Annotated in this window: 24 protein-coding genes, 1 riboswitch and 1 other annotated feature; of the genes, 12 read left to right on the top strand and 12 right to left on the bottom strand. The window is 34.5% G+C overall.

Translation table 11 applies throughout. From position 1 onward, the window contains the following. Nucleotides 1–406: 406 nt before the first annotated feature. The 4 genes from AB8S09_RS12335 to dapD all read left to right on the top strand — a co-directional run bounded on the left by AB8S09_RS12335 (nucleotide 407) and on the right by dapD (nucleotide 3201). Nucleotides 407–673: an alpha/beta-type small acid-soluble spore protein gene (locus tag AB8S09_RS12335; RefSeq protein WP_369869248.1), complete on the top strand. Its 267-nt coding sequence runs from the start codon at nucleotides 407–409 to the stop codon at nucleotides 671–673. Between the two features lie 125 nt (nucleotides 674–798). Further along, nucleotides 799–1563, top strand: a complete 765-nt coding sequence (locus tag AB8S09_RS12330; protein WP_294184269.1) for a class I SAM-dependent DNA methyltransferase — start codon at nucleotides 799–801, stop codon at nucleotides 1561–1563. 22 nt (nucleotides 1564–1585) lie between these two features. Further along, a complete protein-coding gene (gene hslO / locus AB8S09_RS12325; RefSeq protein ID WP_294184268.1) occupies nucleotides 1586–2482 on the top strand; it encodes an Hsp33 family molecular chaperone HslO in 897 nt (298 codons plus the stop codon). Between the two features lie 2 nt (nucleotides 2483–2484). Beyond that, the gene (gene dapD / locus AB8S09_RS12320) at nucleotides 2485–3201 is read left to right on the top strand and encodes a 2,3,4,5-tetrahydropyridine-2,6-dicarboxylate N-acetyltransferase (protein ID WP_369869247.1); all 717 of its coding nucleotides are present in this window, start codon (nucleotides 2485–2487) and stop codon (nucleotides 3199–3201) included. A gap of 60 nt (nucleotides 3202–3261) precedes the next feature. Here dapD and AB8S09_RS12315 read toward each other — a convergent pair whose 3' ends face one another. The 3 genes from AB8S09_RS12315 to pdaB form a co-directional block, all read right to left on the bottom strand. Then, nucleotides 3262–3966, bottom strand: a complete 705-nt coding sequence (locus AB8S09_RS12315) for a single-stranded DNA-binding protein (protein ID WP_294184327.1) — start codon at nucleotides 3964–3966, stop codon at nucleotides 3262–3264. A gap of 75 nt (nucleotides 3967–4041) precedes the next feature. After that, nucleotides 4042–4557: a hypothetical protein gene (locus AB8S09_RS12310; RefSeq protein ID WP_294184264.1), complete on the bottom strand. Its 516-nt coding sequence runs from the start codon at nucleotides 4555–4557 to the stop codon at nucleotides 4042–4044. Between the two features lie 149 nt (nucleotides 4558–4706). Continuing rightward, nucleotides 4707–5462, bottom strand: a complete 756-nt coding sequence (pdaB, locus tag AB8S09_RS12305; protein ID WP_369869246.1) for a polysaccharide deacetylase family sporulation protein PdaB — start codon at nucleotides 5460–5462, stop codon at nucleotides 4707–4709. 164 nt (nucleotides 5463–5626) lie between these two features. On the opposite strand from pdaB, the gene AB8S09_RS12300 reads away from it, so the two are divergent. Beyond that, nucleotides 5627–6154: a DUF4364 family protein gene (locus AB8S09_RS12300; RefSeq protein ID WP_294184262.1), complete on the top strand. Its 528-nt coding sequence runs from the start codon at nucleotides 5627–5629 to the stop codon at nucleotides 6152–6154. Nucleotides 6155–6156: 2 nt separating this feature from the next. On the opposite strand, the gene AB8S09_RS12295 is transcribed toward AB8S09_RS12300, so the two are convergent. Beyond that, on the bottom strand, nucleotides 6157–7044 hold the full coding sequence (locus AB8S09_RS12295) for a YncE family protein (protein ID WP_369869245.1): 888 nt from the start codon (nucleotides 7042–7044) through the stop codon (nucleotides 6157–6159). 145 nt (nucleotides 7045–7189) lie between these two features. On the opposite strand from AB8S09_RS12295, the gene AB8S09_RS12290 reads away from it, so the two are divergent. Next, on the top strand, nucleotides 7190–7441 hold the full coding sequence (locus tag AB8S09_RS12290) for a TIGR03905 family TSCPD domain-containing protein (protein WP_294184258.1): 252 nt from the start codon (nucleotides 7190–7192) through the stop codon (nucleotides 7439–7441). Between the two features lie 11 nt (nucleotides 7442–7452). Here the strand turns inward: AB8S09_RS12290 and AB8S09_RS12285 are convergent, their stop codons facing one another. Together AB8S09_RS12285 and AB8S09_RS12280 are read right to left on the bottom strand one after the other, a co-directional pair. Further along, complete coding sequence (locus tag AB8S09_RS12285; protein WP_294184256.1) at nucleotides 7453–8805, bottom strand: bifunctional folylpolyglutamate synthase/dihydrofolate synthase; 1353 nt, start codon at nucleotides 8803–8805, stop codon at nucleotides 7453–7455. 22 nt (nucleotides 8806–8827) lie between these two features. Next, nucleotides 8828–11476 (bottom strand): valine--tRNA ligase, encoded by a 2649-nt coding sequence (locus AB8S09_RS12280; protein ID WP_294184254.1) that lies wholly within the window; start codon nucleotides 11474–11476, stop codon nucleotides 8828–8830. Between the two features lie 58 nt (nucleotides 11477–11534). Next, nucleotides 11535–11746 (bottom strand) — a binding site (T-box leader). Nucleotides 11747–11874: 128 nt separating this feature from the next. Between AB8S09_RS12280 and AB8S09_RS12275 the strand changes: the two genes are divergently transcribed. Next, nucleotides 11875–12303 (top strand): hypothetical protein, encoded by a 429-nt coding sequence (locus AB8S09_RS12275; RefSeq protein WP_369869244.1) that lies wholly within the window; start codon nucleotides 11875–11877, stop codon nucleotides 12301–12303. Between the two features lie 59 nt (nucleotides 12304–12362). Here the strand turns inward: AB8S09_RS12275 and AB8S09_RS12270 are convergent, their stop codons facing one another. Together AB8S09_RS12270 and AB8S09_RS12265 are read right to left on the bottom strand one after the other, a co-directional pair. Next, the gene (locus AB8S09_RS12270) at nucleotides 12363–13379 is read right to left on the bottom strand and encodes an ABC transporter substrate-binding protein (protein ID WP_294184927.1); all 1017 of its coding nucleotides are present in this window, start codon (nucleotides 13377–13379) and stop codon (nucleotides 12363–12365) included. 80 nt (nucleotides 13380–13459) lie between these two features. Next, complete coding sequence (locus AB8S09_RS12265; protein WP_294184926.1) at nucleotides 13460–17755, bottom strand: 2-hydroxyacyl-CoA dehydratase; 4296 nt, start codon at nucleotides 17753–17755, stop codon at nucleotides 13460–13462. 229 nt (nucleotides 17756–17984) lie between these two features. On the opposite strand from AB8S09_RS12265, the gene AB8S09_RS12260 reads away from it, so the two are divergent. The 3 genes from AB8S09_RS12260 to AB8S09_RS12250 all read left to right on the top strand — a co-directional run bounded on the left by AB8S09_RS12260 (nucleotide 17985) and on the right by AB8S09_RS12250 (nucleotide 20061). Further along, nucleotides 17985–18743: an ABC transporter ATP-binding protein gene (locus tag AB8S09_RS12260; protein ID WP_294184924.1), complete on the top strand. Its 759-nt coding sequence runs from the start codon at nucleotides 17985–17987 to the stop codon at nucleotides 18741–18743. Continuing rightward, nucleotides 18743–19546, top strand: coding sequence for an ABC transporter permease (locus tag AB8S09_RS12255; protein ID WP_294184930.1), 804 nt, complete (start codon nucleotides 18743–18745; stop codon nucleotides 19544–19546). The genes AB8S09_RS12260 and AB8S09_RS12255 overlap by 1 nt, the downstream gene beginning before the upstream one ends. A 155-nt stretch (nucleotides 19547–19701) precedes the next feature. Continuing rightward, nucleotides 19702–20061: a tetratricopeptide repeat protein gene (locus AB8S09_RS12250; RefSeq protein ID WP_294184923.1), complete on the top strand. Its 360-nt coding sequence runs from the start codon at nucleotides 19702–19704 to the stop codon at nucleotides 20059–20061. A gap of 47 nt (nucleotides 20062–20108) precedes the next feature. Here AB8S09_RS12250 and AB8S09_RS12245 read toward each other — a convergent pair whose 3' ends face one another. From AB8S09_RS12245 to AB8S09_RS12235, 3 genes are all read right to left on the bottom strand, one after another. Further along, on the bottom strand, nucleotides 20109–21302 hold the full coding sequence (locus AB8S09_RS12245) for a transglutaminase-like domain-containing protein (protein ID WP_294184921.1): 1194 nt from the start codon (nucleotides 21300–21302) through the stop codon (nucleotides 20109–20111). 123 nt (nucleotides 21303–21425) lie between these two features. Next, nucleotides 21426–22265, bottom strand: a complete 840-nt coding sequence (gene recX / locus AB8S09_RS12240; RefSeq protein ID WP_369869243.1) for a recombination regulator RecX — start codon at nucleotides 22263–22265, stop codon at nucleotides 21426–21428. A 79-nt stretch (nucleotides 22266–22344) separates the two neighbouring features. Continuing rightward, nucleotides 22345–23577 (bottom strand): M16 family metallopeptidase, encoded by a 1233-nt coding sequence (locus AB8S09_RS12235; protein ID WP_294184917.1) that lies wholly within the window; start codon nucleotides 23575–23577, stop codon nucleotides 22345–22347. A gap of 154 nt (nucleotides 23578–23731) precedes the next feature. Here AB8S09_RS12235 and AB8S09_RS12230 point away from each other — a divergent pair, with 154 nt between their 5' ends. Continuing rightward, nucleotides 23732–25312, top strand: coding sequence for a DEAD/DEAH box helicase (locus AB8S09_RS12230; RefSeq protein ID WP_294184915.1), 1581 nt, complete (start codon nucleotides 23732–23734; stop codon nucleotides 25310–25312). Nucleotides 25313–25333: 21 nt separating this feature from the next. After that, entirely contained in the window at nucleotides 25334–25903 is a 570-nt protein-coding gene (locus AB8S09_RS12225; protein ID WP_294184912.1) for a flavin reductase family protein, read from the top strand. 62 nt (nucleotides 25904–25965) lie between these two features. On the opposite strand, the gene AB8S09_RS12220 is transcribed toward AB8S09_RS12225, so the two are convergent. Next, nucleotides 25966–26427 carry a YbaK/EbsC family protein gene (locus tag AB8S09_RS12220; protein WP_294184910.1) on the bottom strand — a complete coding sequence of 154 codons (462 nt, stop codon included), beginning with the start codon at nucleotides 26425–26427 and terminating at the stop codon, nucleotides 25966–25968. Nucleotides 26428–26546: 119 nt separating this feature from the next. Next, nucleotides 26547–26647, bottom strand: a riboswitch (SAM riboswitch). Nucleotides 26648–26754: the final 107 nt, after the last annotated feature.

Here is a 26754-nt window from a genome sequence, read left to right as displayed (position 1 = left end):
CCCCAATAATATCTTCCCGTTTGCCATCTGGTAATCAGGTCCTTTTCACCTCGCATTTCCTCTTTTAGATTCTCACCCATCATGATGACTAAATTTATCCTAACGCTGCCACTGCTAATACTCCCAGCTTCTCAAAGTGGGAGATAAGCACTTTGCTGCCCGCCTGGATAAGTTCTTCTAAGGTTCAGTACCTGAACCTAAGAATCACTTGATTCATAATTGTAGCAATAAACTAATGGACGGTCAATATTTCCTCCACCAGTTTTTTGATTTGCATTATAAAAATATGCTCATAAGTATATATAATATTTTAAATATATATTATAATTGTTATATAAATCATTTATGTATAAATCTCGCTTTTGAGGTAAAAATAATTTATAGTAAAAGTGGGAGGGTGGTACTAATGGCAAAAACACCGTTAAAAAAAATAATAAAAGCAAAATTGAAGGCAAACAGGGAACTTACGGAAATAGAAAAGCTGAGGGAAAAACTGAAATATGAAATAGCGGAAGAACTGGGATTAAAAGAGAAAGTGGATCGCTATGGATGGAGCAGCCTGACAGCAGAAGAGACCGGAAGAATTGGAGGTATGATGACTAAAAGAAAAAAAGAACTCAATATACCAAAAAATGAAATTCTTCTAGACAGTGAAACAACCAAAGGTAATTAAGCCAGAAAATACATTCTATAAACTGGGACGTATAAATTTTTTTGTTTTTGTCATTATAAATATAAAAAAAACTGAAAAGAGGAGAAAATAACTGTTATAATTGATTTTATTATAACAGAATTCAAATGAATTGTTATGAAAAATTTGCATATATATATGATAAATTGATAAATGAAGATATAAGTTATAAAATTTGGTCTCAAAAAATATTAGATTTAAGCAGTACCTTCCACATAAAATTTCAAGATTACTTGGATTTAGCCTGTGGAACAGGAAATATGACAGAAAAGATAGCACCCCATTTTCAAAACAGCTGGGCTGTTGATTTGTCCAGTGACATGCTTTCCGAAGCAGATAAAAAATTAAGGGACAAAAAATTAAAGATCAATTTGATATGTGAAAATATGTGTAATTTAAATTTAAATCGACGGTTTGATTTAATAACCTGCTGTCTTGACTCTACAAATTATCTATTAAAAGAAGAAGATCTCCAGAATTATTTTAAAGGAATATCTAACCATCTAAATTCCAACGGGATATTTATATTTGACATAAATTCCTATTATAAACTCATCAGCATACTGGGTAATAACACTTATACATATGACAAGGAAGGTATAACTTATATATGGGAAAATTATTTGGAAAATGAAATTGTGGACATGTCTCTTACATTTTTCATAAAATATAAGGACAGAGACATATATAGACGCTTTGACGAGTACCACAGGGAAAGAGCCTACAAGTGCAGTACCATAGAACACATCTTAAAAAGCTGCGGGCTGAAAATTCTAAAAAAGCTGGATAATTATCAGGATAAAAATATAACTGATATTTCTGAAAGAATAACGTATATAGTAGGAAAACAGGACAGTCTGCCAATAAGTTAACACAGGGGAGATGAATTAAATTATGGAAGATAAATTGGTAAGAGCTACAGCAAAAAACAACAACATCAGAATAATAGCTTGTTCCACCACAAAATTGGTGAACAGAGCTGTTAAAATCCACGGCTGTCATCCAACTGCAGCTGCAGCTTTTGGAAGAATGCTCACTGCTGGAAGTCTTATGGGATCAATGTTAAAATCCAAAAGTGAAAGTCTAACTTTAAGAATATCCGGAGGTGGAAATGCAAGGGGAATACTGGTAATTTCCTATCCGGACAGCCATGTGAAAGGATATATTGGAAATCCAAAAGCCAATTTGGCACCCAACAGCAGTGGAAAATTGGATGTGGGAGGTATTGTGGGCACAAATGGAAATTTAACTGTCACAAGGGATCTGAGGCTAAAGGAACCCTACTCCAGTCAGGTCCCAATACAAACCGGAGAGATAGGCGATGATCTGGCTTATTATTTCACAGTTTCCGAGCAAACCCCTTCTGCTGTTGCACTTGGAGTTCTGGTAGATACGGATTCCAGTATAAAATCTGCAGGCGGACTTATAGTTCAAATGATGCCAGAAGCAGATAAAAGTTTAGCAGACTTACTCACGGACAGATTGAAAAAAATGACACCCATATCTACGCTGATAGATACAGAAAAAAGTATATATGAAGTACTGGACAGCATATTTGATGACATGGATTTAAAAATATTGGATGAATTATATCCTTCTTACAGATGTGACTGTTCAAGAGAAAGAGTTGAAAAAGCCCTCCTGAGCATAGGTTGCAAAGATCTAGAAGAAATTTATAAAGAAGGTAAAACTGAGGAAATCAGATGCAATTTCTGTAATAAAATCTATTTGTTCACCCATGAACAAATAGGTGAAATACTTAAAAATATCAAAAGAGAAAGGACGATCTAATTATGGAAGTAAAATATGATCTTACAGATCCGTATCAAATAGCAAAATACATAAAGGAAGCCAAAAAATCTACACCGGTAAAATTATATATGCAAGGAGATATATCAAAGTGCAGTTCAGATTCCCTGGAAATATACGGTAATGGTGATTTCCACATTATTTTTGGTGAAAGTGATAGAGTTTTAAACTTTCTAACAGAAAACAAGGATAAAATTAAACATTTCAGAATAGAACAGGATAGAAGAAACTCGGCTATTCCTCTCATGGATTTACTGAACATAGATGCAAGAATTGAACCTGGAGCAATAATACGGGACAGGGTAAAAATAAGTAAAAATGCAGTTATAATGATGGGGGCGGTTATAAATATAGGAGCTGAAATAGGAGAAGGAAGCATGGTTGACATGAATGCAGTAGTTGGAGCCAGAGGCAAGTTGGGCAAAAACGTTCATCTGGGTGCCGGAGCAGTTGTAGCCGGTGTGCTGGAACCTCCCAGCAAATCTCCTTGTGAAATAGGTAATAATGTACTGATAGGTGCAAATTCAGTTATACTAGAAGGTGTAAAAATAGGAGACGGCTCAGTTATTGCAGCAGGCTCGGTAGTAATAAGGGATATACCTGCTGGAGTAGTGGCTGCAGGAGCTCCTGCAAAAATAGTAAAAAAAGTGGATAGTATTACTAAAGGTAAAACTAAAATTTTAAAGGATTTAAGAAAATAATTTTTCAGAAGTCAAAAGTTAAAAGTTTTAAAACTTACTTTTAACTTTTGACTTTATAATTTAAGATATACGTTTATCTTTTATATCTTTTAAATTTTTTTCACCTTCTTCCATAACTTTTCCTTTGGATTTTTCATCGTCATTATCTTTATTTACTTTCTCCATTTTGGAAATGGACACTTCATAGGCTACCTTTTTCACAACTTCCGTATCGGATATTTTCTTTTGATACTCTCTGCTTTGTAATCTCCCCCAAATTCTTATATTGTCGCCGACTTTTAATGACTTGCAAAATCTGGAATTTCTTCCCCAGGCAATGGTGGGTATGTAGTCGGATTTATTATAGGCCCTATTTACAGCCAACAGCATATCGGATATTTCTCTTCCAAAAGGAGTTGTCCTATATATTGGTTCCTTGCATATGAAACCATCGAGGAAAATCTGATTTGGATTTTTACTTTTTTCTCTGCACAAACTTATATTTCTCACAAATACAGTCAATATAAGCCTATTTGCACCGTCTACAAATTTATTATAGGATCTCAGTTGTCCCTCCACTACCACTTCTATTCCAGGTCTGATATCCATTCCACCTATAAGTCTTTCTGAGATTGTAATAAACAACACATCCTTGCTTTCACTTAATCTTGGGACTTCAATATTAAAATTATAAAAACCTTCACCATACATTTCATGACTAAACTTCAATTCGGACACTACTTTACCTTCAAGATAAATTTTATTATTTAACATTAAATTGTCCATCATAAACCCCTCTTTCCCTTAGTTTTAAATATATCATTAACATATAACTATTCATGTAGAGATAAAAATATACTTTTAATTATTTAATATACGGCTAAAAATTTTAAATTCTCTATTTCCAGGCAGCATCTTCTTGGTATATTTGTCATCCATCAAACCCAGTGTTATAACTATCATAGCGGCATACAATTCATCTATATCCCTCAATACCATATCTACTGGAATTTCCTGAGATTCAATTATACTATGTCCATTTTGCACAATATCTCTTTGAAGGCAATATACAAAACCGCTGTTATAGTCTAAGCTCGATATGGTAACTGTATTTTTATTTCCCAGTCCATAGGTTATAATATAATCCTCTATGTTCAAATTATTACTTACATTCTTTATTAAATCCATATTTATAAAACAATAGTGTCCATTTGAAACATCCTGTTTCTCATCCACAGAATTCAGTACTATATATTTTGTTATTTCAGTATTATTTTTATTGGCGTATACATCGTAATGCAAATCAGCCAGCTCTAATAAATTTATCAAATAATTCTTAAAATTATCATTGCCTCCTGCGATCTTTATGGACTTCATAAAAATATTACCTCCCCAAAAATATATAATCTAAAATTATTTTAAACAGGATATAACTTTTTTATACCAGTTCTCGCTTACAAAAAATCTTTACTGCCATTATAATACATATTTATCCTATTTTTCAATAATTGCTATAATATAAATATTTAATTTGCCATCTGTTTACCCTCATAATTTAATCTGTAATTATCTTTATGAATAAGATCACCTACCTTGACAAACTTATATCCTCTGCTCTGCAAATTCTTTATTATACTGGGCAAATTCTCCGGAGTGTATTTGGCACTATTGTGAAACAACAATATGGAACCAGGTTTAATATTCTTAATTATTCTTCTGTATTCAATATCCGCTCCCTGTTCCTTCCAATCCACGCTGTCCACATTCCACTGAATACAATAATATCCCGATTTTTCCACAGTATTTATTACATTGTCATCATAAGCCCCACCCGGACACCTGAACAGTTTAGTACCTGACCCCGTTATACTCCTTATCTTAGCTTCATTTATATTTATATCTTCAATAATTTTTTCTCTGGATATTTTAGTCATGTCAGGATGCCTGTTAGAGTGGTTCCCTATTTCATGCCCTCTCCTGCATAGCTCCTTCAACTTATCGGGATTTCTGTCGACCCAATCGCCAACTACAAAGAAAGTGGCTTTAACGTTATATTTATCCAGCAAATCCAATATTTTTTCAGTATAATCATTTTCACCTAAGCTTACATCAAAAGTTATAGCCAGTTTTTTCTCTTTCGTATCAACAGAATATATGGGCAGTTTCCTGTTCAATACCGTAAAGGCACCCTTATACCCGTAATTAGTAAATAAAGATATTCCAATAGCTATAAGCAGCAATACGGATACCATAAATATTTTTTTTATAAGTCTTTTTTCCAATTCTTCTCCTCCAAAATATTTGCTTTTATAATTTTATAGTATCCTATATTGATAAATATTACATAAATTAAAAAATTTACTTATATAAAGTAATTTCAAAATATAAGTACAAACATTTATGTTATAATATAGGTGTATTTTTAATTCAACGGAGAGGATTTTAAATGTTTGAAGACACTTTGGAACTAGCAGAAAATAAACTTTTACTGCTTTATATATTTAAAAAAATTAAATTTCCTATTTCCAATAATGAAATAACCCAGATTATACTGGAAAATGGCTTTATAAATTATTTTATTCTCCAGCAGTACTTAAATGAACTCTTATCTTCAAATTTTATTAAAAGAGCTTCGTGCTCAAACAACCATAAACTTATAATCACTAAAAAAGGCCTTAAAGTGTTACTTTTATTTGGAAATAGAATTTCAAAAAATAAAATAGATATAATAGACAAATATCTGGATACAAAAATTAAAACTATAAAAAAGGATCTTTCCATAAATGCCGATTACACCATGGAACGCAAGAATAATTTCATTGTGAATTTAAAAATACTTGAAAACAATTCTACATTGATAAATATAAAATTAAATGTGGATTCCAATAAAAAAGCCAAAAGTTTATGCAAAAAATGGAAAAAAGATTATTTGGATCTATACTACAATATTGTCGAGCTGCTTATGAACAATTAAAATTAGCTCAAAACCATACCTGTAGGTTCTCCGCCTATGGGTATATATTTTTTATCATTATTTTTTATATTAACCTTTATCAACAGATTATTGTAGTTGTCTCCTATATATAGGTTCCCCTTGTATTTTATTATGTTTCTAGGCATTCCACCCACAATTATTTTTTTCTCTTCTCTGTAGTTGTTTATATCTAAAATACTTACTGTTCCGTCTCCAAAGTTAGATACAAAACAGTGTCCACTGCTGCAATAGATATCTATAGGCGAATTTCCGACAATAATTCTATTTATTACCTTATAATTTTTTAAAGATAAAATAGCCACACTTCCCCTAAATTCAGAGCCTATATTACTTTCACACACCAATACATGCTGTCCATCTAAAGTAAACACTGCTTTGGTAGGATAAGAACCCACCCTTATGTTTTTAATACATTCGTTGTTTATACAATTTATCAAGGTTATACTATCATCTTCCATATTAGATATAAGCAATAGTTTTCTCTCTTTGTTCAGGCATATGCTGCAGGGGAGACTTCCGCAGGGTATTTCTTCAACTACCTGCTTTTCTTTGAGATCAAACACCAACAGACTGTTCAAATCACCGCATATTATATACGCATTATTTCCATAAACCACAACGTCATTGCAGCATGCCCCTACATAATAGCTTTCTTCCTGTATTTCCTTTTTTATGTCAATTATAGATATGGTATTGTTATATTTGTTTGCAGTTATAAGTTTATTGTCATTGACATATATTCCATGAGGGCCTACATTATAGACTATATCATTGGATTTAAGATATATTCTCTTTTCTTCACGAAAATAGTTTAAATTAATTTTTGATACAAGATCAGAAGAAGTGCTGCACACATAAATATAATCCAACACTATCACCCCCTTACAAATATAATATGAATATCCGCTAAAATAGGTAATAGCAATTGAAAATTTATTTCATTGCATTATACAATGTTCATGTTATATAATTATTCTGTTCAATATATTATCCATAAGGGAATCAGGTGATAAAATGTACACTTATACTCCTAAGGGAGTTTGCTCAAGTAAAATAACTTTTGATATAGTTGGGAATAAAATTTCAAATGTGAATTTTACAGGTGGATGTGATGGAAACCTCCAGGCCGTATCCAGGCTTGTAAATGGAATGGATGTAAAAGAAGCCGTAAAGAAACTGCAGGGAATTTCCTGCAGCGGGAAAGGTACTTCATGCCCTGATCAATTTGCAACAGCCCTTAAAAAATTGGTTTTAAATAAAAAATAAAATGCGCCTCTTTACAGGCGCATTTTAACACTGTACTCCCTTATTATTTTTCTCATACCGCCTATCATATAAAGCGATCCTGACACCAAAAGCAAATCATCTTTTTTGCAATATGAAAGAGCCCTACTGTAGGCACTTTCATAATCCTCAAAGGCTTCACAATTTAGATTATATTTTTCCACCACAGATTTCAACTTTTTTGAATCCTCCGCTCTGGAATTATTGGGAGTAACAGCTATAACTCTCCATGCCAGCGGCACTATTGTCCTTACCATAATATCCACTTCTTTATCAGCCAGTATACCCAATACAAGTACTATGCGGTTATAGCTAAAATAGCTTTCCATGTTGTCCTTAAGCATGGAAATACCCTCTCTGTTGTGAGCCCCGTCTATGACCACAAGTGGATTTTTTGCCATTACTTCGAGCCTTCCCATCCACTTTACCTTTTTAAGTGCTTTTGATATTATGGATTTATTTATTTCAATTCCATACCTGGATAATTGTTCTACGGCAAAAACAGACACGGCACAATTTAAAAGCTGATGTTTGCCCAAAAGAGACAGTTCAATATCATAACTGTTCCTCTGTGTATTTAAATTTATATGCTGCGTATATTTTTCGCTGCAGTTATTAATTTTATCTTCTCCAACACGCCTTACCGAATTCTCCGGAACCTTTATGAGCTGGCTCCCCCTCTGTCTGCACACCTGCTCTATAACTTCACCGGCTTCTTCTTTTTCAGGATACATTATTACAGGAATGCCGGGTTTGATTATTCCAGCTTTTTCGTAGGCTATTTTCCCCAGTGTATTGCCCAATATCTTCATGTGATCATAACTTATAGACGAAATTATGCTAAGCATGACTCCTCCACCTTGCTTTTCAGAAAAAGGCGGCATTACATTCGTGGAATCCAGCCTTCCACCTAATCCAACTTCAACAACGGCTATATCAACATTCTGCTCAGCAAAATAATAAAACATAGCACATGTGATTATCTCAAATTCAGTAGGATTATCGTATCCCATTTCAATAACTTTTTTTACGACCTCAGATACTTTTGTAACTACTCTGCTTAAATCATCTCTTGGTATATTGACTCCATTAATCTGTATTCTCTCTTCAAATACCTCCAGATAGGGGGAAGTATACATTCCCACTTTAAGGCCGTCTTCCATCAAGATCTTACTTATCATAGCCGCAATGGAACCTTTCCCGTTGGTACCCGCCACATGTACGGCCTTTATCCTCTTATGCGGGTTTCCCAATATTTCCAGCATTTTTTCAGTTCTGTCAAGTCCCAGATTGCTTCCAAACCTAGCTATACTTTCTATATAATTCAATGTTTCTTCATAATTCATAAGCAGCACATCCCCGTGTTCTTTATTTTAAGCTTTTTATTCTCTCCAGCACAGTATCAAGCATTTCCCTGTACTTACGAGCTTTTTCCCTTTCCTTGTTAACCACATCTTCAGGAGCTTTAGAAACAAATTTATCATTTAAAAGTTTGCTCTCCGATCTCTTTATCCCGTCTTCCAGTTTTTCTTTCTTTTTATTCAGCCTTTCAATTTCCCTGTCTTTATCCACAAGTTCCGAAAGCGGCATAAACAATTCTGCCCCCTTAGTAACTGCCGATACTACATTCTCTGGTACATCATCCTTATCTGCCAAAAACTTCAATTTACTTGCCGAAGCTAATTTTTTAAAGTATTCCTCTCCGTTTTTCAAAGATTTCAATGCATCTTTCTCGGTAGGCAATATAATTATTTGAGCTTTCTTTGAAAATGGAACATTCATTTCGGCCCTTATATTTCTGACAGCCTTAATAGCTTCTATGATATATTCCATATCCTTTTCCGCCTTCAAGTCACTTAGTCTGTCATCATATTCAGGCCATTTTGATATGGTTATGGACTCATATTCCGTATAGAGATGGGTATATATCTCCTCCGTTATAAAAGGCATTATTGGATGAAGCAGCTGCAAGCTTACCGAAAGTACCTCATTTAATACATTAAAGACTACACCCTTGGATTTTTCATCATCGCCATACATAACAGGCTTAACCAGTTCTATATACCAGTCACAAAATTCACCCCAGATAAAATCATATATCTTCTGGGCGGCTATTCCGATTTCAAACTTTTCTATATTATACGTAACTTCTTTAACCAGTGTATTTACCCTGGATAATATCCACCTGTCGGCAACAGTATAATCCCTGCAATCTTTATACTTTTTCATTATATCTTCATCTAAATTCATAAGTACAAATCTGGAGGCATTCCATATTTTATTAGCAAAATTTCTAGAAGCCTCTACCTTCTCGGGGTAATATCTAGTATCATTTCCCGGTGCATTTCCGCTAATTAGTGTAAACCTCAGCGCATCTGCCCCATATTGATCTATTACTTCTATGGGGTCAACACCATTTCCAAGAGATTTCGACATTTTTCTCCCTTGAGAATCTCTTACAATACCATGTATAAGTACATTTTCAAAAGGAATATCTTTCATGCAGTATATGCCTGAAAATATCATCCGAGCTACCCAGAAAAATATTATGTCATACCCCGTAACCAATGTATTGTTAGGATAAAAATATTTCAAGTCCTCTGTATGATCCGGCCACCCCAAAGTTGAAAAAGGCCACAGTGCAGAGCTGAACCAGGTATCCAGTACATCTTTATCCTGCTCCAGATTAGTCGAACCACATTTGCTGCATTTTGCAGGAGTCGTATCACTTACTATAACCTGACCGCAGTCTCTGCAGTACCATACAGGAATCCTATGGCCCCACCACAACTGCCTCGAAATACACCAGTCACGAATATTTTCCATCCAGTTAAAGTAGATTTTTTCAAATCTTTCCGGTATAAATTTTATTTTCTTGTTTTTAACTGCATCAATAGCTGGTTTAGCCAGTGACTTCATCTTCACAAACCATTGTTTGGAAAGCATTGGTTCCACAGTAGTTCCACACCTGTCATGACATCCTACATTATGTACAAGTTTCTCTATTTTTACTAGGAACCCCTGTTTTTTCAAGTCCTCTACCACTACTTTTCGGGCCTCATATCTATCCATTCCATCATACTTAGTTCCTGGAAGTTTTATGGTCCCATCTTCATTCATAATTACAATTTCAGGCAAATTGTGTCTTTTGCCCACATTGTAATCATTTGGATCATGGGCAGGTGTTATTTTAACTGCTCCTGTACCAAATTCCATATCAACATAATCATCTGCAACTATTGGTATTTCCCTGTTCATAATGGGAAGTATGGCAGTCCCGCCGACTAGATCCTTATATCTTTCATCCTTGGGATTAACCGCAATAGCCGTATCACCAAACATCGTCTCAGGTCTTGTAGTGGCTATTTCCAAATATTTGTCTCTGCCAACTATCTTATATCTTACATACCACAAATGTCCCTGTTGTTCACTGTACTCAATTTCCGCATCAGATATGGCAGTCTGACATTTCGGACACCAATTTATTATTCTATTACCCTGATATATAAGACCATCATTGTACAATTTTACAAAGAACTTTTTCACAGCTTTATTAAGCCCTGCATCCATAGTAAATCTTTCTCTTGTAAAATCTACAGAACATCCAATTTTTTTTACCTGATTCCTTATTCTCTCCCTGTATTCATCACTCCAGTCCCAGGTCCTCTTTAAAAATTCCTCACGTCCTATTTTCTTTTTCAAAATTCCCTTTTTTAAAAGCTCTTTTTCTACTTTTACTTCAGTAGCTATGCTGGCATGATCTTCTCCCGGCACCCACAGCGTATTATAACCCTGCATTCTTTTAGTTCTTATTATTACATCTTGAATTGTATCATCTAAAGCATGGCCTAGATGTAATTTTCCAGTAATATTTGGAGGCGGTATCACCATGGAATAGGTTTTCCTATTTCCTTCCGCTTTGGGTGTAAAATATCCCTTTTTCTGCCAATTATTATAAAGTTTTTCTTCAAATGTCTTTGGATTATAAGTAGTTGCTATATCTCTCTTCTTCGACATTAAATCTCCTCCTATGATAAATTCAAAATAATCTTATATATAAAAAAATCCTCATCCATTAAAGGACGAAGATCCGCGTTACCACCTTTTTTCCTGAAACCACAGGCTCTCAAAAAAATAACGGCATGAAAACCGTCTTTACCTACTTTATATTTCAGTAAAGAAGCTCCGAAACTACCTTCGGGACACCACTTATGAAGGACTTCTCAGCCAATAAGTTCCTCTCTCTTTATACAATGCCATCCTTACTCTTTTCTTCACAGCTAATAAACTAATTCAATATACTTTTTATTATAACGTTAATTCTCCCGCTGTCAAGAAATTTTTTAACAAGATTGATTTCCCGCAAACTTTATTATATTCTACTTATATAATATATATGAAAGGTAGTATATAAAATGAATTATCTAAACACGGGACTCAAAAAACACCTTATTGAAAAAGGTGCTTCAATTGTTGGCTTTGCAGATTTAAAAGACATTCCGGAGTATCAGAGGGAAAACTATAGATATGGAATTTCAATTGCGGTATCACTGAATCCACATATAATTGCCAAAATAAAAAATGGACCTACAAAGGATTATTATGCTGAATACACAAGAGTGAATGAACTTCTGGATGATCTCGATAGATATGCAGCAAAGATAATAAGACAGCATGGATTCAATGCGTTGCCAAAAATCAAAGAAAACATTCAAACAGATAAGACAACTTTAAAAACAATTTTTCCCCATAAAACTGTAGCAACAAGGTCAGGAATAGGATGGATTGGAAAATGCATATCTATCTGCCCGTGGACACAAAAATACTTGAAATCAAACAGCTAACTATTTCAGAGCTGGCCTCCTCTTCACAGCAAGAGATAGGCAAGCTCTATAACCACCATCTATTTAATGGCTTTTTCAGAAAAAGAATTATTCACTATTTTGTCAAAAGGAGGCCTTTCAGGTATTAAACTTGATTTATATGACTGTATTACATCCATAAGTCTGTTTAAATCCTGTTCCTTTATAACTGGAGTGCCAGCATAGGCTTTTATGCTCCTGTAGTTTTTTATAACGGATTTCAGCACATTTTCATCGGTCCCCGGGAAGAAAGACTTTATGGCTTCGGCCACTTCTTCATCACTATGTCTTTGAACCCATATCTGACCTTTATAGATAGCATTTGTAAATTTCTGTATCAATTCAGGATTTTTTGAAATATATGATTTGGTGGCAAAATAACAGGTATAAGGCAATACACCTGCAGATTCACCTACAGAGGCCTGAATATAACCGTCTTTATCTTTTTCCAGCATACTGGCAGTTGGTTCAAAAAGAGCTACATAGTTTCCTGTACCTGCTTTAAATGCACCAGCTGTCGCCGTGTAGGCCAAATTAGTTATTAAATTTACATCTTTTCCAGGTTGTATATTATTCTTTTTAAGTACATATTCCAGAGCCATTTCTGGAACCCCTCCTGGTCTTCCACCAATTATGGTCTTTCCTTTTACAGATTTCCACTTGAAATTCTTTTCTTCATTTCTACCTACTAGAAAAGAACCGTCTGTGGCAGTCAGCTGGGCAAATAACACAGGAAAATCTTTTCTTTTTTGATTATATATATAGATTGTCTGTTCCGGGCCGCAAAAGCCTATGTCACAGCTGCCGCTCAATACCTGCTGCATGGTTTTATCCGCCCCCTGGCCTGTAGTAAGTTCTATATTTATGCCCTGCTGTTTAAACATATCCTTGTTTATTGCAACGTACATAGGTGCATAAAAAACAGATCTTGCCACTTCATTCAATCTTACATTGGCTACAGAACCAGCATTTTTTTTATTGCTCCCGCAAGCCGTAAAAATAGTAACTGCAAATACAAAACACAACACAATAGAATAGAGTCCGAATTTTTTTCTCACTACATATCCTCCAAAAGCAATTCTAATATCTATTCATAATATGACTCTTATTAAAATTGTGTTAAAATATTTTGAGCTCTTTATTTATCTCCATCTCCTACAAGCACTGCTTTGGGAACCAGCTTCTTCTTTTGACTTTCTGCTGCAGTTTCACTGTTCATTGACTTAAATGCCGCCGATAACATTAATTTTAATCTATTCAGCTGATTTACCTCACTGGCACCAGGATCATAATCTATAGTTGCAATATTGCTTCCAGGATAGATTCTTTTCAATTCCTTTATCATTCCCTTACCTGTTACATGGTTGGGAAGACATGCAAAAGGCTGCATACATACAATATTTTTGACTCCGCTTTTTATGAGTTCTATCATTTCAGCTGTCAGCAGCCAGCCTTCCCCTGTTTGGTTCCCGATGGACAGCACTTTGGAAGCATCATGTGCCAATTGTTCAATACGAGATGGCGGCGAGAATCTCCTGCTGTCTTCAAGAGCCTTTACTATATGTCGCCTGCAGTGTTCAATAAATTTTATTGCCCCTTCATTTAAAATTGCACTTAAATGGCTGTCAGAAAGATATCTGTATCTGAACTTGACATTATAGGTGGAATACAACAAAAATCCCGTCAGATCAGGTACTACCGCTTCAGTTCCTTCTTTTTCCAATGTATCTACGATTCTATTGTTAGCAGTTGGGTGAAATTTAACTAGTATTTCTCCCACTACTCCCACTCTTGGTTTTTTCACACCGGTGACTTCCAAATTATCAAAGTCATTCACTATGCTGTATATATTTTTTTTGAATTCCCCGTGATTGCCGTTAGCTACATTTTTCATACATTTTTTAACCCAGTTTCTATAAAGTAAATTTGCAGATCCCGGTATCTTTTCATAAGGTCTGACTCTATACAGCACCTTCATAAGCAAATCTCCGTATAGAAGCCCCATTATGGATTTGTTTACAAGCTTTGCAGTAATCTTGAATCCGGGGTTTTTTTCCAGTCCAACTACATTGAAGGATATCACTGGTATATTTTCCATTCCAGCCTCTCTCAAAGCCTTTCGTATAAATCCTATATAATTGCTTGCCCTGCATCCTCCACCCGTCTGAGACATTATTATGGAAGTGTTATTTAAATCATATTTCCCGGATTTCAATGCTTCTATCAGCTGTCCTACAACCATTATAGAAGGATAACATGCATCGTTGTTTACATATTTGAGTCCCTCATCGACAGCCTTCCTGTCCACGGAAGGAAGCACTTCCAAATTATAACCCGATTTTCTAAATGCCTCCTGTAAAAATTGAAAATGTATGGGTGACATTTGCGGACATAATATGGTATGATTTTTCCTCATATCTTTAGTAAATGGCACTCTCTTATAGCTGTTTTCAATTCTATGTGCCTTGAATCCCGCCTTTTCACGTTCTCTTATAGCCGCTTTCAAAGAACGTATTCTTATCCTAATCGCCCCAAGATTACTTCCTTCATCAATTTTCAGCACTGTATATATCTTCCCGTACTTATTAAGTATCTCCTGAGTCTGATCTGTAGTAACTGCGTCCAAACCGCATCCAAAAGAATTCAACTGTACAAGTTCCAAATTATCCTGGGTAGTTACAAAACTTGCTGCTGCATACAGCCTGGAATGATATACCCATTGATCCAATACACGAAGGGGCCTTTCTACTACACCCAGACTGGCCACTGAATCCTCTGTAAGTACCGCCATGCCGTAGGAAGTGATTATATTAGGTATTCCGTGATTTATTTCAGGATCAATATGATAAGGTCTCCCCGCCAGCACTATTCCCTTTCTGCCGGTCTTTTTAAGGTATCCCAGTACTTCCTTACCTTTGGATCTGATATCTCTCTTCATTTTCTTATCTTCCTCATAGGCTTTATCCACAGCATTGAATATATCCTCGTCAGGTATGTCAAATTCCTGAAGTTCCTCAACAAGTCTTTTTTTAAGCCTTTCACTATTATCCAAAGGTAAAAATGGATCCTTGAAATTAATGTGTTTTTCTTTGATTATATCCATATTATTTTTAATAACTTCAGGATAGGAAGTCACCATTGGACAATTATAGTTATTGTTTGCTTCTTTTTGTTCCTTTTGTTCATGAGGTATACAAGGATAGAATATAAAATTTATCCCTCTCCGTATCAAATTCATTATATGACCATGAACTATTTTAGCAGGATAGCAAGCGGATTCCGAGGGTATAGTTTCTATTCCCAACTCATAAATGCGTTTTGAAGAACGAGCTGACAGCTCCACTCTAAATCCCAGCTGAGTAAAAAAAGTAAACCAGAAAGGATAATTTTCATATATGTTCAAGACTCTAGGTATACCTACCCGACCCCTGTAGGCTTTTTCCTTTTCAAGGGGTTTGTAGTCAAATACTCTCTTATACTTATAATCGTAAATATTGGGTATATCCAGTTTTTTGCTTTCCAAACCTGCTCCTCTTTCACACCTGTTCCCGGATATAAATTCCCTTCCATCTGAAAATTTATTCACAGTCAGCAGACAGTTATTTACGCATTTTCCACATCTTCTCATGGAAATTTCTGTTGAAAATTTATCCAACCCCTCTGAATTCAACAATGTCGTTTTATGATTGGGCTTGGATCTTTCCTTGGAAATAATAGCAGCCCCAAATGCCCCCATAAGTCCCGCTATATCCGGTCTTATAACTTTTCTTCCTGATATGATTTCAAAAGCTCTCAATATGGCATCATTATAAAAAGTTCCGCCTTGAACTATGATTTTCTTGCCCAATTTTTCAGGATCTCTTATTTTTATAACCTTAAATAAGGCGTTTTTTATGACTGAATAGGACAGTCCTGCCGAAATATCCCCTACAGATGCCCCTTCTTTCTGAGCCTGCTTAACTCTTGAATTCATAAATACAGTACACCTAGAACCTAAATCTACAGGCCTTTTGGAAGTTTCCGCGGCCTTAGCAAAATCTCTTACATCCATGTTCAGAGAATTAGCAAAAGTTTCTATAAAAGAACCGCAACCAGAAGAACAAGCTTCATTTAACATTATCTTGTCAATTACTCCATCTTTCACCTTAAGACATTTCATATCCTGTCCGCCTATATCCAATATAAAATCTACTTCAGGCTGAAAAAATTTTGCTGCCTTATAGTGGGCAATGGTTTCAACTTCCCCTATGTCTACGGATAAAGCTGCCTTTACAAGTCCCTCTCCATATCCTGTAACCGTTGAACTCACTATATTGGCATTCTGAGGCAATTTCCTATATAGATCCTCTAATATATTGACTGTGGATTTTAACGGGTTGCCCCTATTGCTTCCGTAAGAAGAATACAGCAAGTTCCCCTCCTCATCAATCAAAACCGCTTTGGTGGTGGTGGAACCTACATCAATTCCCAAATAACAGTTTCCTGCAAATCCCTCCAGGCTCCCTTTCTTCACTGAATTTCTGCTGTGTCTCTCTTTAAACTCCCTCAGTTCATCTTCATCTTTAAAGAGAGGTCTCAGGGTCTGCATATCTCCGCCCGAACATTTATCCAGATTCGGAAGTCTATCCACTAAATTCTTAAAGGAAATGGGTTTTTCATTTTTAGATGAAATAGCAGCACCAAGTGCTACAAACAATTGGGAGTTTCTAGGGAAGATCACCTGCTCATCCGTAAGTTTCAAAGTTTCTATAAATCTCTTTCTAAGTTCAGATAAAAAATATAAGGGTCCCCCCAAAAATGCTACATTGCCCTTTATGGATCTTCCGCACGCAAGCCCGCTTATAGTTTGATTTACTACTGATTGAAATACGGACACTGCAATATCTTCTTTTTTAGCTCCCTCGTTTAAAAGCGGCTGTATGTCAGTCTTGGCAAATACACCGCACCTTGCAGCTATGGGGTAAATCACCCTATAATTTTTAGCAAGTTCATTTAATCCCCTGGCATCAGTTTGAAGCAGGGAAGCCATCTGATCTATGAATGCTCCCGTACCTCCTGCACAAGTTCCATTCATCCTCTGATCAATTCCACCGTCAAAAAAGGTTATTTTAGCATCCTCACCGCCCAATTCTATTGCAACATCGGTATCAGGGATAAACCTTTCTATAGTGTTAGTACATGCCACAACCTCCTGTATAAAAGGTATGTTGAGCCATTTGGACACTGACAATCCTCCTGAGCCCGTGACCATTACAGTGATATTTGAATTTTTCAACTTTACATAGGCACCCTTAATAATCTTGGTTATTGTCTTTTTTATATCTGAAAAATGTCTTTGATATTTTTGGTAGATTATACTGTCTTTTATATCTGACACTACTATTTTTACTGTAGTTGAACCTATATCAAGACCTACGTGAAATAAATTTTCCATGATCAATCACCTTCTAAAATTAATAAATTTAGACTAATTTTATAGACTTTAAAATGACACATCATTTACAATTACAATGTATGTAAATATATTATAACATATGAACATATATCTTTAACACCAATTTGCACTGGTTCATATAATAGATTATAACTTAATTTTGCTTAAATTTTAACCCGTATAGAACAATTTTTAACATCTTAAAACACGATTATTGGGAGATGATACCTTGAATAAATTAGTTGTCAATAACATCTATATGAATTATCACTCACCAAAAAGTTCTACAAAAGCCTTGGAAAACATAAATTTCACTGTAGAGAAAGGTGAATTTTTAAGTATAGTAGGTCCTTCTGGATGTGGCAAAACCACTCTTTTAAATATAATATCAGGTCTCATAAAACCATCTCAGGGTGAAATATATGTAGATGGTGAAAAATTAACTTCTTTTTCAGCTAAAATGGGGTACATGTTTCAAAAAGATCAGCTTTTCGAGTGGCTGAATGTATGGGATAATGTATTCCTCAGTATTAAAATACAGCACAAATCCGTAGAAAAATACAAGAATAAGATAACCGACATGTTGAAAAATTACGGTTTATGGGACTTCATACACCATTATCCCGAGGAATTATCCGGAGGCATGAGGCAAAAAGTAGCTTTAATAAGAACACTTGCCATGGAGCCGGAATTTCTTCTGCTGGATGAACCTTTTTCATCACTGGATTATCAAACCCGATTGAATATAAGTGATGAAATATTCAAGATAATAAAAAAAGAGGGCAAAACTGCCATAATGGTAACTCATGATATTTCAGAAGCCATATCAATGTCAAACAGAATCATCGTTCTTTCCAAAAGACCTGCAAGGCTAAAAAAAATATACAATATAGATTTCGAAGAAAGTCATGATTCTCCGCTAAAATGCAGGGAGGATCCAAAATTCAGGATTTACTTCAACAGTATCTGGAAGGAGTTGAACAATTAATCATGGATTATGTAAAAGAACGTAAAATGTATTTAAAGAATGTAAATACTCGGAAGAAAAAAGTCACAATAAGCAGGATTGCCATTTTGATAGCTTTTTTTATGTTATGGGAAATTGCCGGAGACCTGGGGTGGATAGACCCTTTTCTGACCAGCACTCCTTCTAGAATGTTTAAAAACCTGATAAAGCTTTATGTTGAAGGAAACTTATTTAAACATATCGGAATCACTTGTATTGAAACAGTACTGGGTTTTTTACTCAGCACAATTATAGGCACCCTTATTGCCGTACTCCTCTGGTGGTCTGATTTCATTTCAGACGTGCTGGATCCCTATATAGTAGTATTAAACGCCCTTCCAAAAGTTGCCCTGGCTCCAATAATAATATTTTGGGTTGGAAACGGAATGCCTGCTATTATTTTAGTAACAGTTCTGATATCTGTAATTGTAACTATATTAACCATATTAAATGGTTTTAAAGAAGTAGACAAAGATAAGATCAAACTTCTTCAAACTTTCGGAGCCTCAAAATCCCAAATTCTAAATTATCTTATAATACCGGCTTCCATACCCACCCTGGTATCCTCCCTGAAAATAAATGTAGGGCTTTCCTGGGTAGGAGTGATAATGGGAGAATTTCTCGTAGCAAAAGAAGGTCTTGGATTCTTAATAATATACGGGGGACAGATATCCCAGCTTGATACAGTTATGTTAAGTATAATAATCCTTTCAATTTTAGCCTATGGTATGTATGAAGCAGTATCAATAGTAGAAAAAAATTTGAGGAAAAGGATGTTCCATTAAAAAATCTAGTTAAAATGCCGGTCCGGCATTTTAATTTTTTGTCAAAACCGGTGTTATAAAATATTTCAGAATATTTTTTTCAAAAATGGATATAAATTTATTAGAGGATTATAAAAGTTTAGCATAAAATAACATATAATCTGGGGAGGAATAAAATGAGTTATTTTCAAAAAGCCAATGAGTACTATAATTCAAAAAATTATAAAAGAGCTATTGATATGTACGAAAAAGCAATAAAAACAAAAGACAATGAATCATCTTCACTGTATAATTCAGCCGTATGTTTTATAAAACTCAAAGAGTACGGAAAAGCAATTGAACTGCTAAATTGTGCAATTAAATTAAAGAGAGAAAGTAAATATTTTTTTAATCTTGGATATTGCTATTCAATGCTAAAAGATAATAAAAAAGCTCTCATATATTTCAATAATGCCTGGTGTTTAGACAACAAAGACTCAGATTGTGAAAAAGCAATAAATAACATACTCAAAAATTACATAGATAAATCGAATTAGATAAATGCCACTCTGCTTTAAACAAGAGTGGTATTTATCTTGATCTACTACCACTCTCCTATAACCTGGGCATTTTTATGATCAAATTGAAATCTTCTGCTGTTAAAATAATTCCCGCCTTTATAGAAAGTAGTATCTACATTTATCCATTTATTCTGCTCCGGAATATAGACCTGGTTCCAGGCATGGCTCACCCAGCTTATTCCATTAAATCCCTCCCCGGTTATCAATCTCACTTTCATGTTGTTGGCTCTCGCCATAGCTACATACAGGCATGCATAATCAAAACAAATTCCCTTTCTGGAATAAAATGTAGGAATAGCACCTGATTTTACATTAAAATCATTGTTCAACACCCTGTTAGCTTTTTCATTATCATAATTTATATTAGTTCCTATCCAATTGTAGAGCATTTCTGCCCTTTCGGTGGTATTGCTTCCCTCTGAAGCAAGGGCTTTTGCAAAACTGTCAATTTCAGAATTTGATCTAACCCCCTCATCCAAAGTAACCCCATTATAATATACTACGGTATTCCCGGTATTCTTTACCCTGTTTAAGTTATCCGCATTTTTTACTTCACCTGAATCCGGTTCTCTTATAACCACCTTAAATGAATTATCCAGTATATTGGGAAGTTGTTTTGCAATAGTCGAATTCGTAACAGGTATTATTACTTCCCTGCAAATATAATTATAGGGCTTCGAACTCTCCATATACTTATTCAATCTTGCATTTATGTTAAACATGGACATTATATTCAATATGAATGCAGCTAAAAGCACATAGCATATTGCCTTGGGAAATTGAAACACCATTCCAAGTATTCTCTTAAAGACGCTGCTTTTGGATCTCAGAAACCTATCTATGCTGTCAAGTACAGGATAAAAAGTAAAACAATTGATCAAATTCAAAAATAATTTTATGATTTTATAACATATAAATACAATCAGTGGAATTATAACCGCATATATTATAAAATTATTATTTTCAAGATACTGTGAAAAATCTATAGGTATAAGATTATATATTTTTCTATATATTCCCCTATCATGTTGTATAAACACTTTTTTGCCAAGATACGTTCCCATTATCAAAGATATTATAAATGAAATGCTCTTACTTACGTCACTTATATCCAACTTTAATGCATTGGATGAAAATTTAAATAAAAACCCCTTTACAAGGGGATATAAAAATATTAATCCTATCATCAACGTTATAGGATTTATTTTCGCAGTCATAATTATAATCACCTCTAAACGGCAAAAAGTTTTAAAACTCAATAACAAACTTCAACTAATTTTATATATCATATATAATAAATTTTAAATTATTTATCAAGTTCAGTCAAAGGGTAATATATTCTAAATGATTTTATTCAGGACTTTTTTTATATTCTCCCAGGGGTATCCCCGGCGCATCAGATATGCTCCCAATCTTCTATATACCTTATTTCTGTCTTTCTCCGATTTTATTATTATTTCATATCTTTTTTTTGCAACAGCGTACAGTTCATCTAAATCATTATTTTTCTTAAAATAGGTATTTTCTCCCTTTTCACTGAAATTGCCGCATTCTTTTAATACCTTTCCAAGTACGCTTTTGACCATGCTAAAATCATACCCTTTTCTTATCAGATAATCACCTAACTTCTTATATATCTTTTTTACACTATTCTCACTTTTTAGAATAGAGGCATATTTCTTTTGTGCCATATTCAAAGCAGCTTTTTCCTCAAAGTGACTGTCAATTGAATTTAGTTTTTCATTTAAGATATTTTCTCCTATTCCCTTTTTCAGCAGAGAATATTTGATTTTATTCCTGCCCTGAAAATCAATTTTCTCCTTTATGTACAGTTCGACAAATTTACTGTCATCTATAAACTTATATTTTTTCAAAAAATCAATAACTTTTGAGATAGTACCATCATCATACTGCTTTTCAGCCAATTTGTCCCTCATTTGTTTTTCTGTTTTGTAAGTCCTATCCAGTATCGTAAGAGCCGAATTTTTGCATTTCATATAGTTATTTTCATCCACTATCCCCTTTAAATACTCCACATCTACAATTTTTCCCTTAGTTATATCAAAAGTATATACAAGTTCCAGATTACAGGGAAAGGCAAAATGTCCATCTATATAAACATTTACTCTCTCCCTATTCTTTTTCTGAATTTCAACCTTGGTTATCACATGCTCAGCCATAATTTTCTCCTTGAACACTCCTTCATTTCACAATTCATAATTCAGAAACTGCAGTTTCTGAATACACTTTTAAATTTCCCTAGGACTTTTTCTTCAGTATATGAATGGTTGGATTTTTAAAAACAGTTTTAGCCACTTCATGTATATCCTCTTCTCCTATATTCTCAATTTCTTTTATGTCATTTATAAATCTGTATATGCTGTCTCCCTTCATAGACTGGCAAAGTATATAATTTCCTATCTCAACGGGATTTTCCAAAGTAAATGCAACTGAAGTCTTAAGCACTTTTTTCATCAGGGCAATTGTGCTGCCGCCAAAAACTATTTCCCTATTTTTTATTTTGTCTATACATTTTTCAATAACATCGACAGCACTTTCCACACCCTCTTCCCTTACAGAGGTGTAAATATACAAAGTTTTCACATAATCCGACAGATCCAAATCGCTGTACACATCATAAGCAAGTCCCTTTTCTTCCCTCAACTTTCTAAATAGAATAGAATTACCGCTTTCTCCAAATTTATGATCTAATATTCTGAGAGCCAGTTCTTCTCTTTTACTCAATCCATAAAAAGTAAACAAATATATTATAGTATTCTGTCCAATATCTCTTTTATAAGAAACCTTTTTACAGGGAATATTCTTCTCAACTATCACTTTATTTCTACTAAATTTTTCATATCTCCATGCTCCAAAATATTTTAAGACCAAACTATAGACTCTGTCGTACTCACAGGGAGAAACTACAGAAATAAAGCAGTTATTGGGTACATAATACCTGCTGTAAAATGCAATAAGATCATCTCTTTTAAATTCATTTATTGTATCTTTATTTCCTGCTATATCATATCTCAGAGGTCCCCTTCTAAATGCCAACTCATTTGTTTTCCTGAAGCTGTACTCCTCCACATCGTCTTCACCAGCTCTTATTTCGGAAAGTATTACTTCTCTTTCCCTTTCGATTTCATCTCCGGGAAATATTGAATTCATAAGCATATCGGAGACAATATCTAAAGACCTTTCTAATTCTACCCATAATGCTGTAATGCTATACACTGTAGAACCAGTATCCGTATAGGCATTATACTCTCCCCCCAGAGCTTCCAAATCCCTATTCAATTTCTCGTTATTTCTAGATTTTGTACCTTTAAAAAGCATATGTTCAATAAAATGTGATATCCCTTTTTCATCAACATTTTCATATACGGAGCCAATTTTAATACCGGCATGCAGGGCCATCATCCGGGTATCTTTTTTTATGGCAACAAGTTTTATACCATTAGGCAGAATGCTCTCTTTAGCATCAAACATATAAAATTCTTCTCCTTTAATTTATCAGTACATACTATTATAGTTTATCTCATGGCAAATAAAAAGTATTTGATCAAATTAAAATTTGATAATATACATATACTATGATATGATAGGTTTTGTTTTGTAATATAAAAAAGAAAGAGGAATCTTAATGAAAAATATCGGTTTTAACAACTTAGGTTTACATCCCAAAATTCTCCAGGCCATAGATAAAATGGGATTTGAGGAACCTTCCCAAATTCAGGCAGAATCAATTCCCGTTATACTGGAGGGGAACGATGTGATAGGTCAGGCTCAGACAGGTACCGGAAAAACTTTGGCCTTCGGGGCACCAATGTTGAGCAAAATCAACTGTAACGAGAAAAACATTTCATCTATAATAATCACACCTACCCGGGAGCTTGCCATTCAGGTAAATGATGAATTATCTAGGATTGCCAGATTTAGAAAAATATCATTGCTTCCAATATACGGCGGTCAGCCCATAGAAAGACAGATTAAATCCCTAAGAAGAGGTATCAATGTAGTAGTGGGAACACCTGGAAGAATATTGGACCATCTGCATAGAAATACCCTGGATTTAAGTAATATACAATTTTTAATAATAGATGAAGCTGACGAAATGCTGGATATGGGATTCATTGAAGACATAGAAGATATAATAAAAGCCTGCAATTCAGACAGACAGACACTGTTCTTTTCTGCCACTATACCGAATCAGGTAAGGAAACTGGCTTCAAAGTACATGAAAAATAATATAAAGTATATACAGATAGCCAAAAACACATTGACTGTCGAAAAAACAAAACAATATTACTATGAAATAAAAAACAGAGACAGGTTTGAATCTCTGTGCAGGATTTTAGATGTAGATGAACCTTCCAGTGCCATCATATTTTGCAGGACAAAACGTGGTGTGGATGAATTAGTGGAAAACCTCCAGCTGAGAGGTTATAATGTGGAAGGCATGCATGGGGACATGGGACAGAATCAGAGATTGAATACATTGAGAAAATTCAAGGATGGTTCTCTTGATTTTCTGGTTGCCACAGATGTAGCCGCCAGGGGGATAGATGTAGAAAATGTATCCCATGTTATAAACTATGATCTACCCCAGGATACTGAATCCTACGTTCACAGAATAGGAAGAACCGGAAGGGCAAACAAGGATGGAATTGCCTACTCCCTTGTAACTCCTAAAGAGTACATGATGCTGAAGCAAATAGAAAAATTTACTAAAAGCAAGATAAAGAGAAAGGAAATTCCTACTGTAGATGATATATTTGAAGCAAAGTACAAAAATATAGAGAAAAAAATAAAAGAAGTTATATCAGAAAACGACTATAAAAATTTTGTTCCCATAGCAATGGAATTAGATGAAGATTATAATCTTGTAGATGTAGCTGCCGCACTTATAAAAATAACTTTTGACAAGGAACTGAGTTTTAATTACAAGGAAAATTCCATAAATGCCGAAGAAGAAAATATGAGATTGTTTTTTTCAATAGGAAGAATGGATAACGTAACTCCAAGAAAATTACTGAAATTCATAACCCAGACTTCTTCAATAGAAGCTTATGAAATAGGCGATATAGACATACTAAACAAGTTCACATTTATAAGCGTTCCTGAAAGAGTTGGAAATGTCATATTAAAAAAGTCCAATGGTAAGAAGTTTCAAGGCAGAAGAGTTTCTGTAGAACTGGCAAAAAATAAAAAATCCAATCGTTAATCAATTGGAGTGAACTGTATTATGGGTAAATTAAATTTTAAAGGCAGTGCAATGCTGAATCCAACACCTGTGGTTCTTGTTACTTCAAAAAATAAACTTAACAAATTAAATATATTTACAGTAGGGTGGATCAGCACTGTCTGTACTAAAAAACCAATTATTGCCATGGGGATAAGACCTGAAAGGCTTTCCTACAAGTATATCCTGGAAAGCGGCGAATGTGCCGTAAACCTCCCTACAAAAAATATGGTCAAGATTGTGGACTACTGTGGTGTGGTCTCCGGAAAAAGGGAAAACAAATTAAGACATTTTAAATTAAAGCTCAATAGAGGTGTATCCATTTCAACTCCTTCTCTTGAAAAATCTCCGATAGCTTTAGAATGTAAATTAATCTCAAACACACCTCTGGGGACTCACGATCTTTTTCTGTTTGAGGTTTTAAATACAAAAGTAGATAAAAATCTATTGGATTCCAATAACAAAATACATTTTGAAAAAGCAAATCTTATATGCTACAGTCACGGAGAATATTACAGTCTGAACTCAAAACCTCTCGGCTATTTTGGATACTCGGTTAGAAAAAATCGGTAGGTTTTCGGTCTTATCCGAAAATCTACCAGAATTATATCATATACTGCAAACTGCAGTCAGGATCAATCTTCACAAACATCTATCCACTGCCCGTTGACCAGATTACTGATTGTACCCGGTTTTATTTTGAGGGCGAATTCCTTAGAACCCGCTGCAGGGTATACATATTCAAAATCCTTTATGGATTTATCCAGATAAACTTTTATGGGATTTTTTAACCCAAAGGGGCAAAGTCCACCTACAGGATGTCCTGTAACTTCAAGTACTTTATCACGTTCCAGCATTTTGGCTTTTGTTTTAAAAAATTTTTTGAACTTTTTATTGCTAACTCTGAGATCTCCTCTCATAACAACAAGTATATCCTCATCCTTGAGTTTAAATGCCAAAGTCTTCGCTATATACTTGGGATCCGTATGTATTGTTTCTGCAGCCTGCTGCACAGTGGCACCGCTGTGAGGAAGCTTAAATACTGGATTTTCCATCCCCCTGTCTAAAAAATAATTAACTACATTTTCTACACCCATCTTCAATTCCTCCAATTTTTTATCAAATATTCTCAGGCTTAAAGAAGATGACACCTACATGATCAAAAATCTTCTTACAGATACACTATAAGAAGATTTATATACTTACGATACAATATATCTTATCTTCCAGGTATCACCTGCTGGAATTAGCACCTTAAAATACAATTTAGGTTGCTGGACATCATAGGGCCAGTCCCTCAGTCTCTCGCGATAAGAAATTTAATATTAGTTTTAAATAAAGAATACCAGAATATCAGTTGTCTGTCAACCTATTCTCTTATTAGAGTTTCCCCATTTTTTTAGAAATGACTAGATGACAACTGT

Origin of the sequence: Clostridium lapidicellarium, assembly GCF_041224415.1 — a bacterium.
In the GTDB taxonomy this organism is placed as follows: domain Bacteria; phylum Bacillota; class Clostridia; order Clostridiales; family Clostridiaceae; genus Clostridium_B; species Clostridium_B lapidicellarium.
The sequence above is the reverse complement of the archived record's forward strand: the minus strand, read 5'-3'. Positions and strand labels throughout refer to the sequence as shown.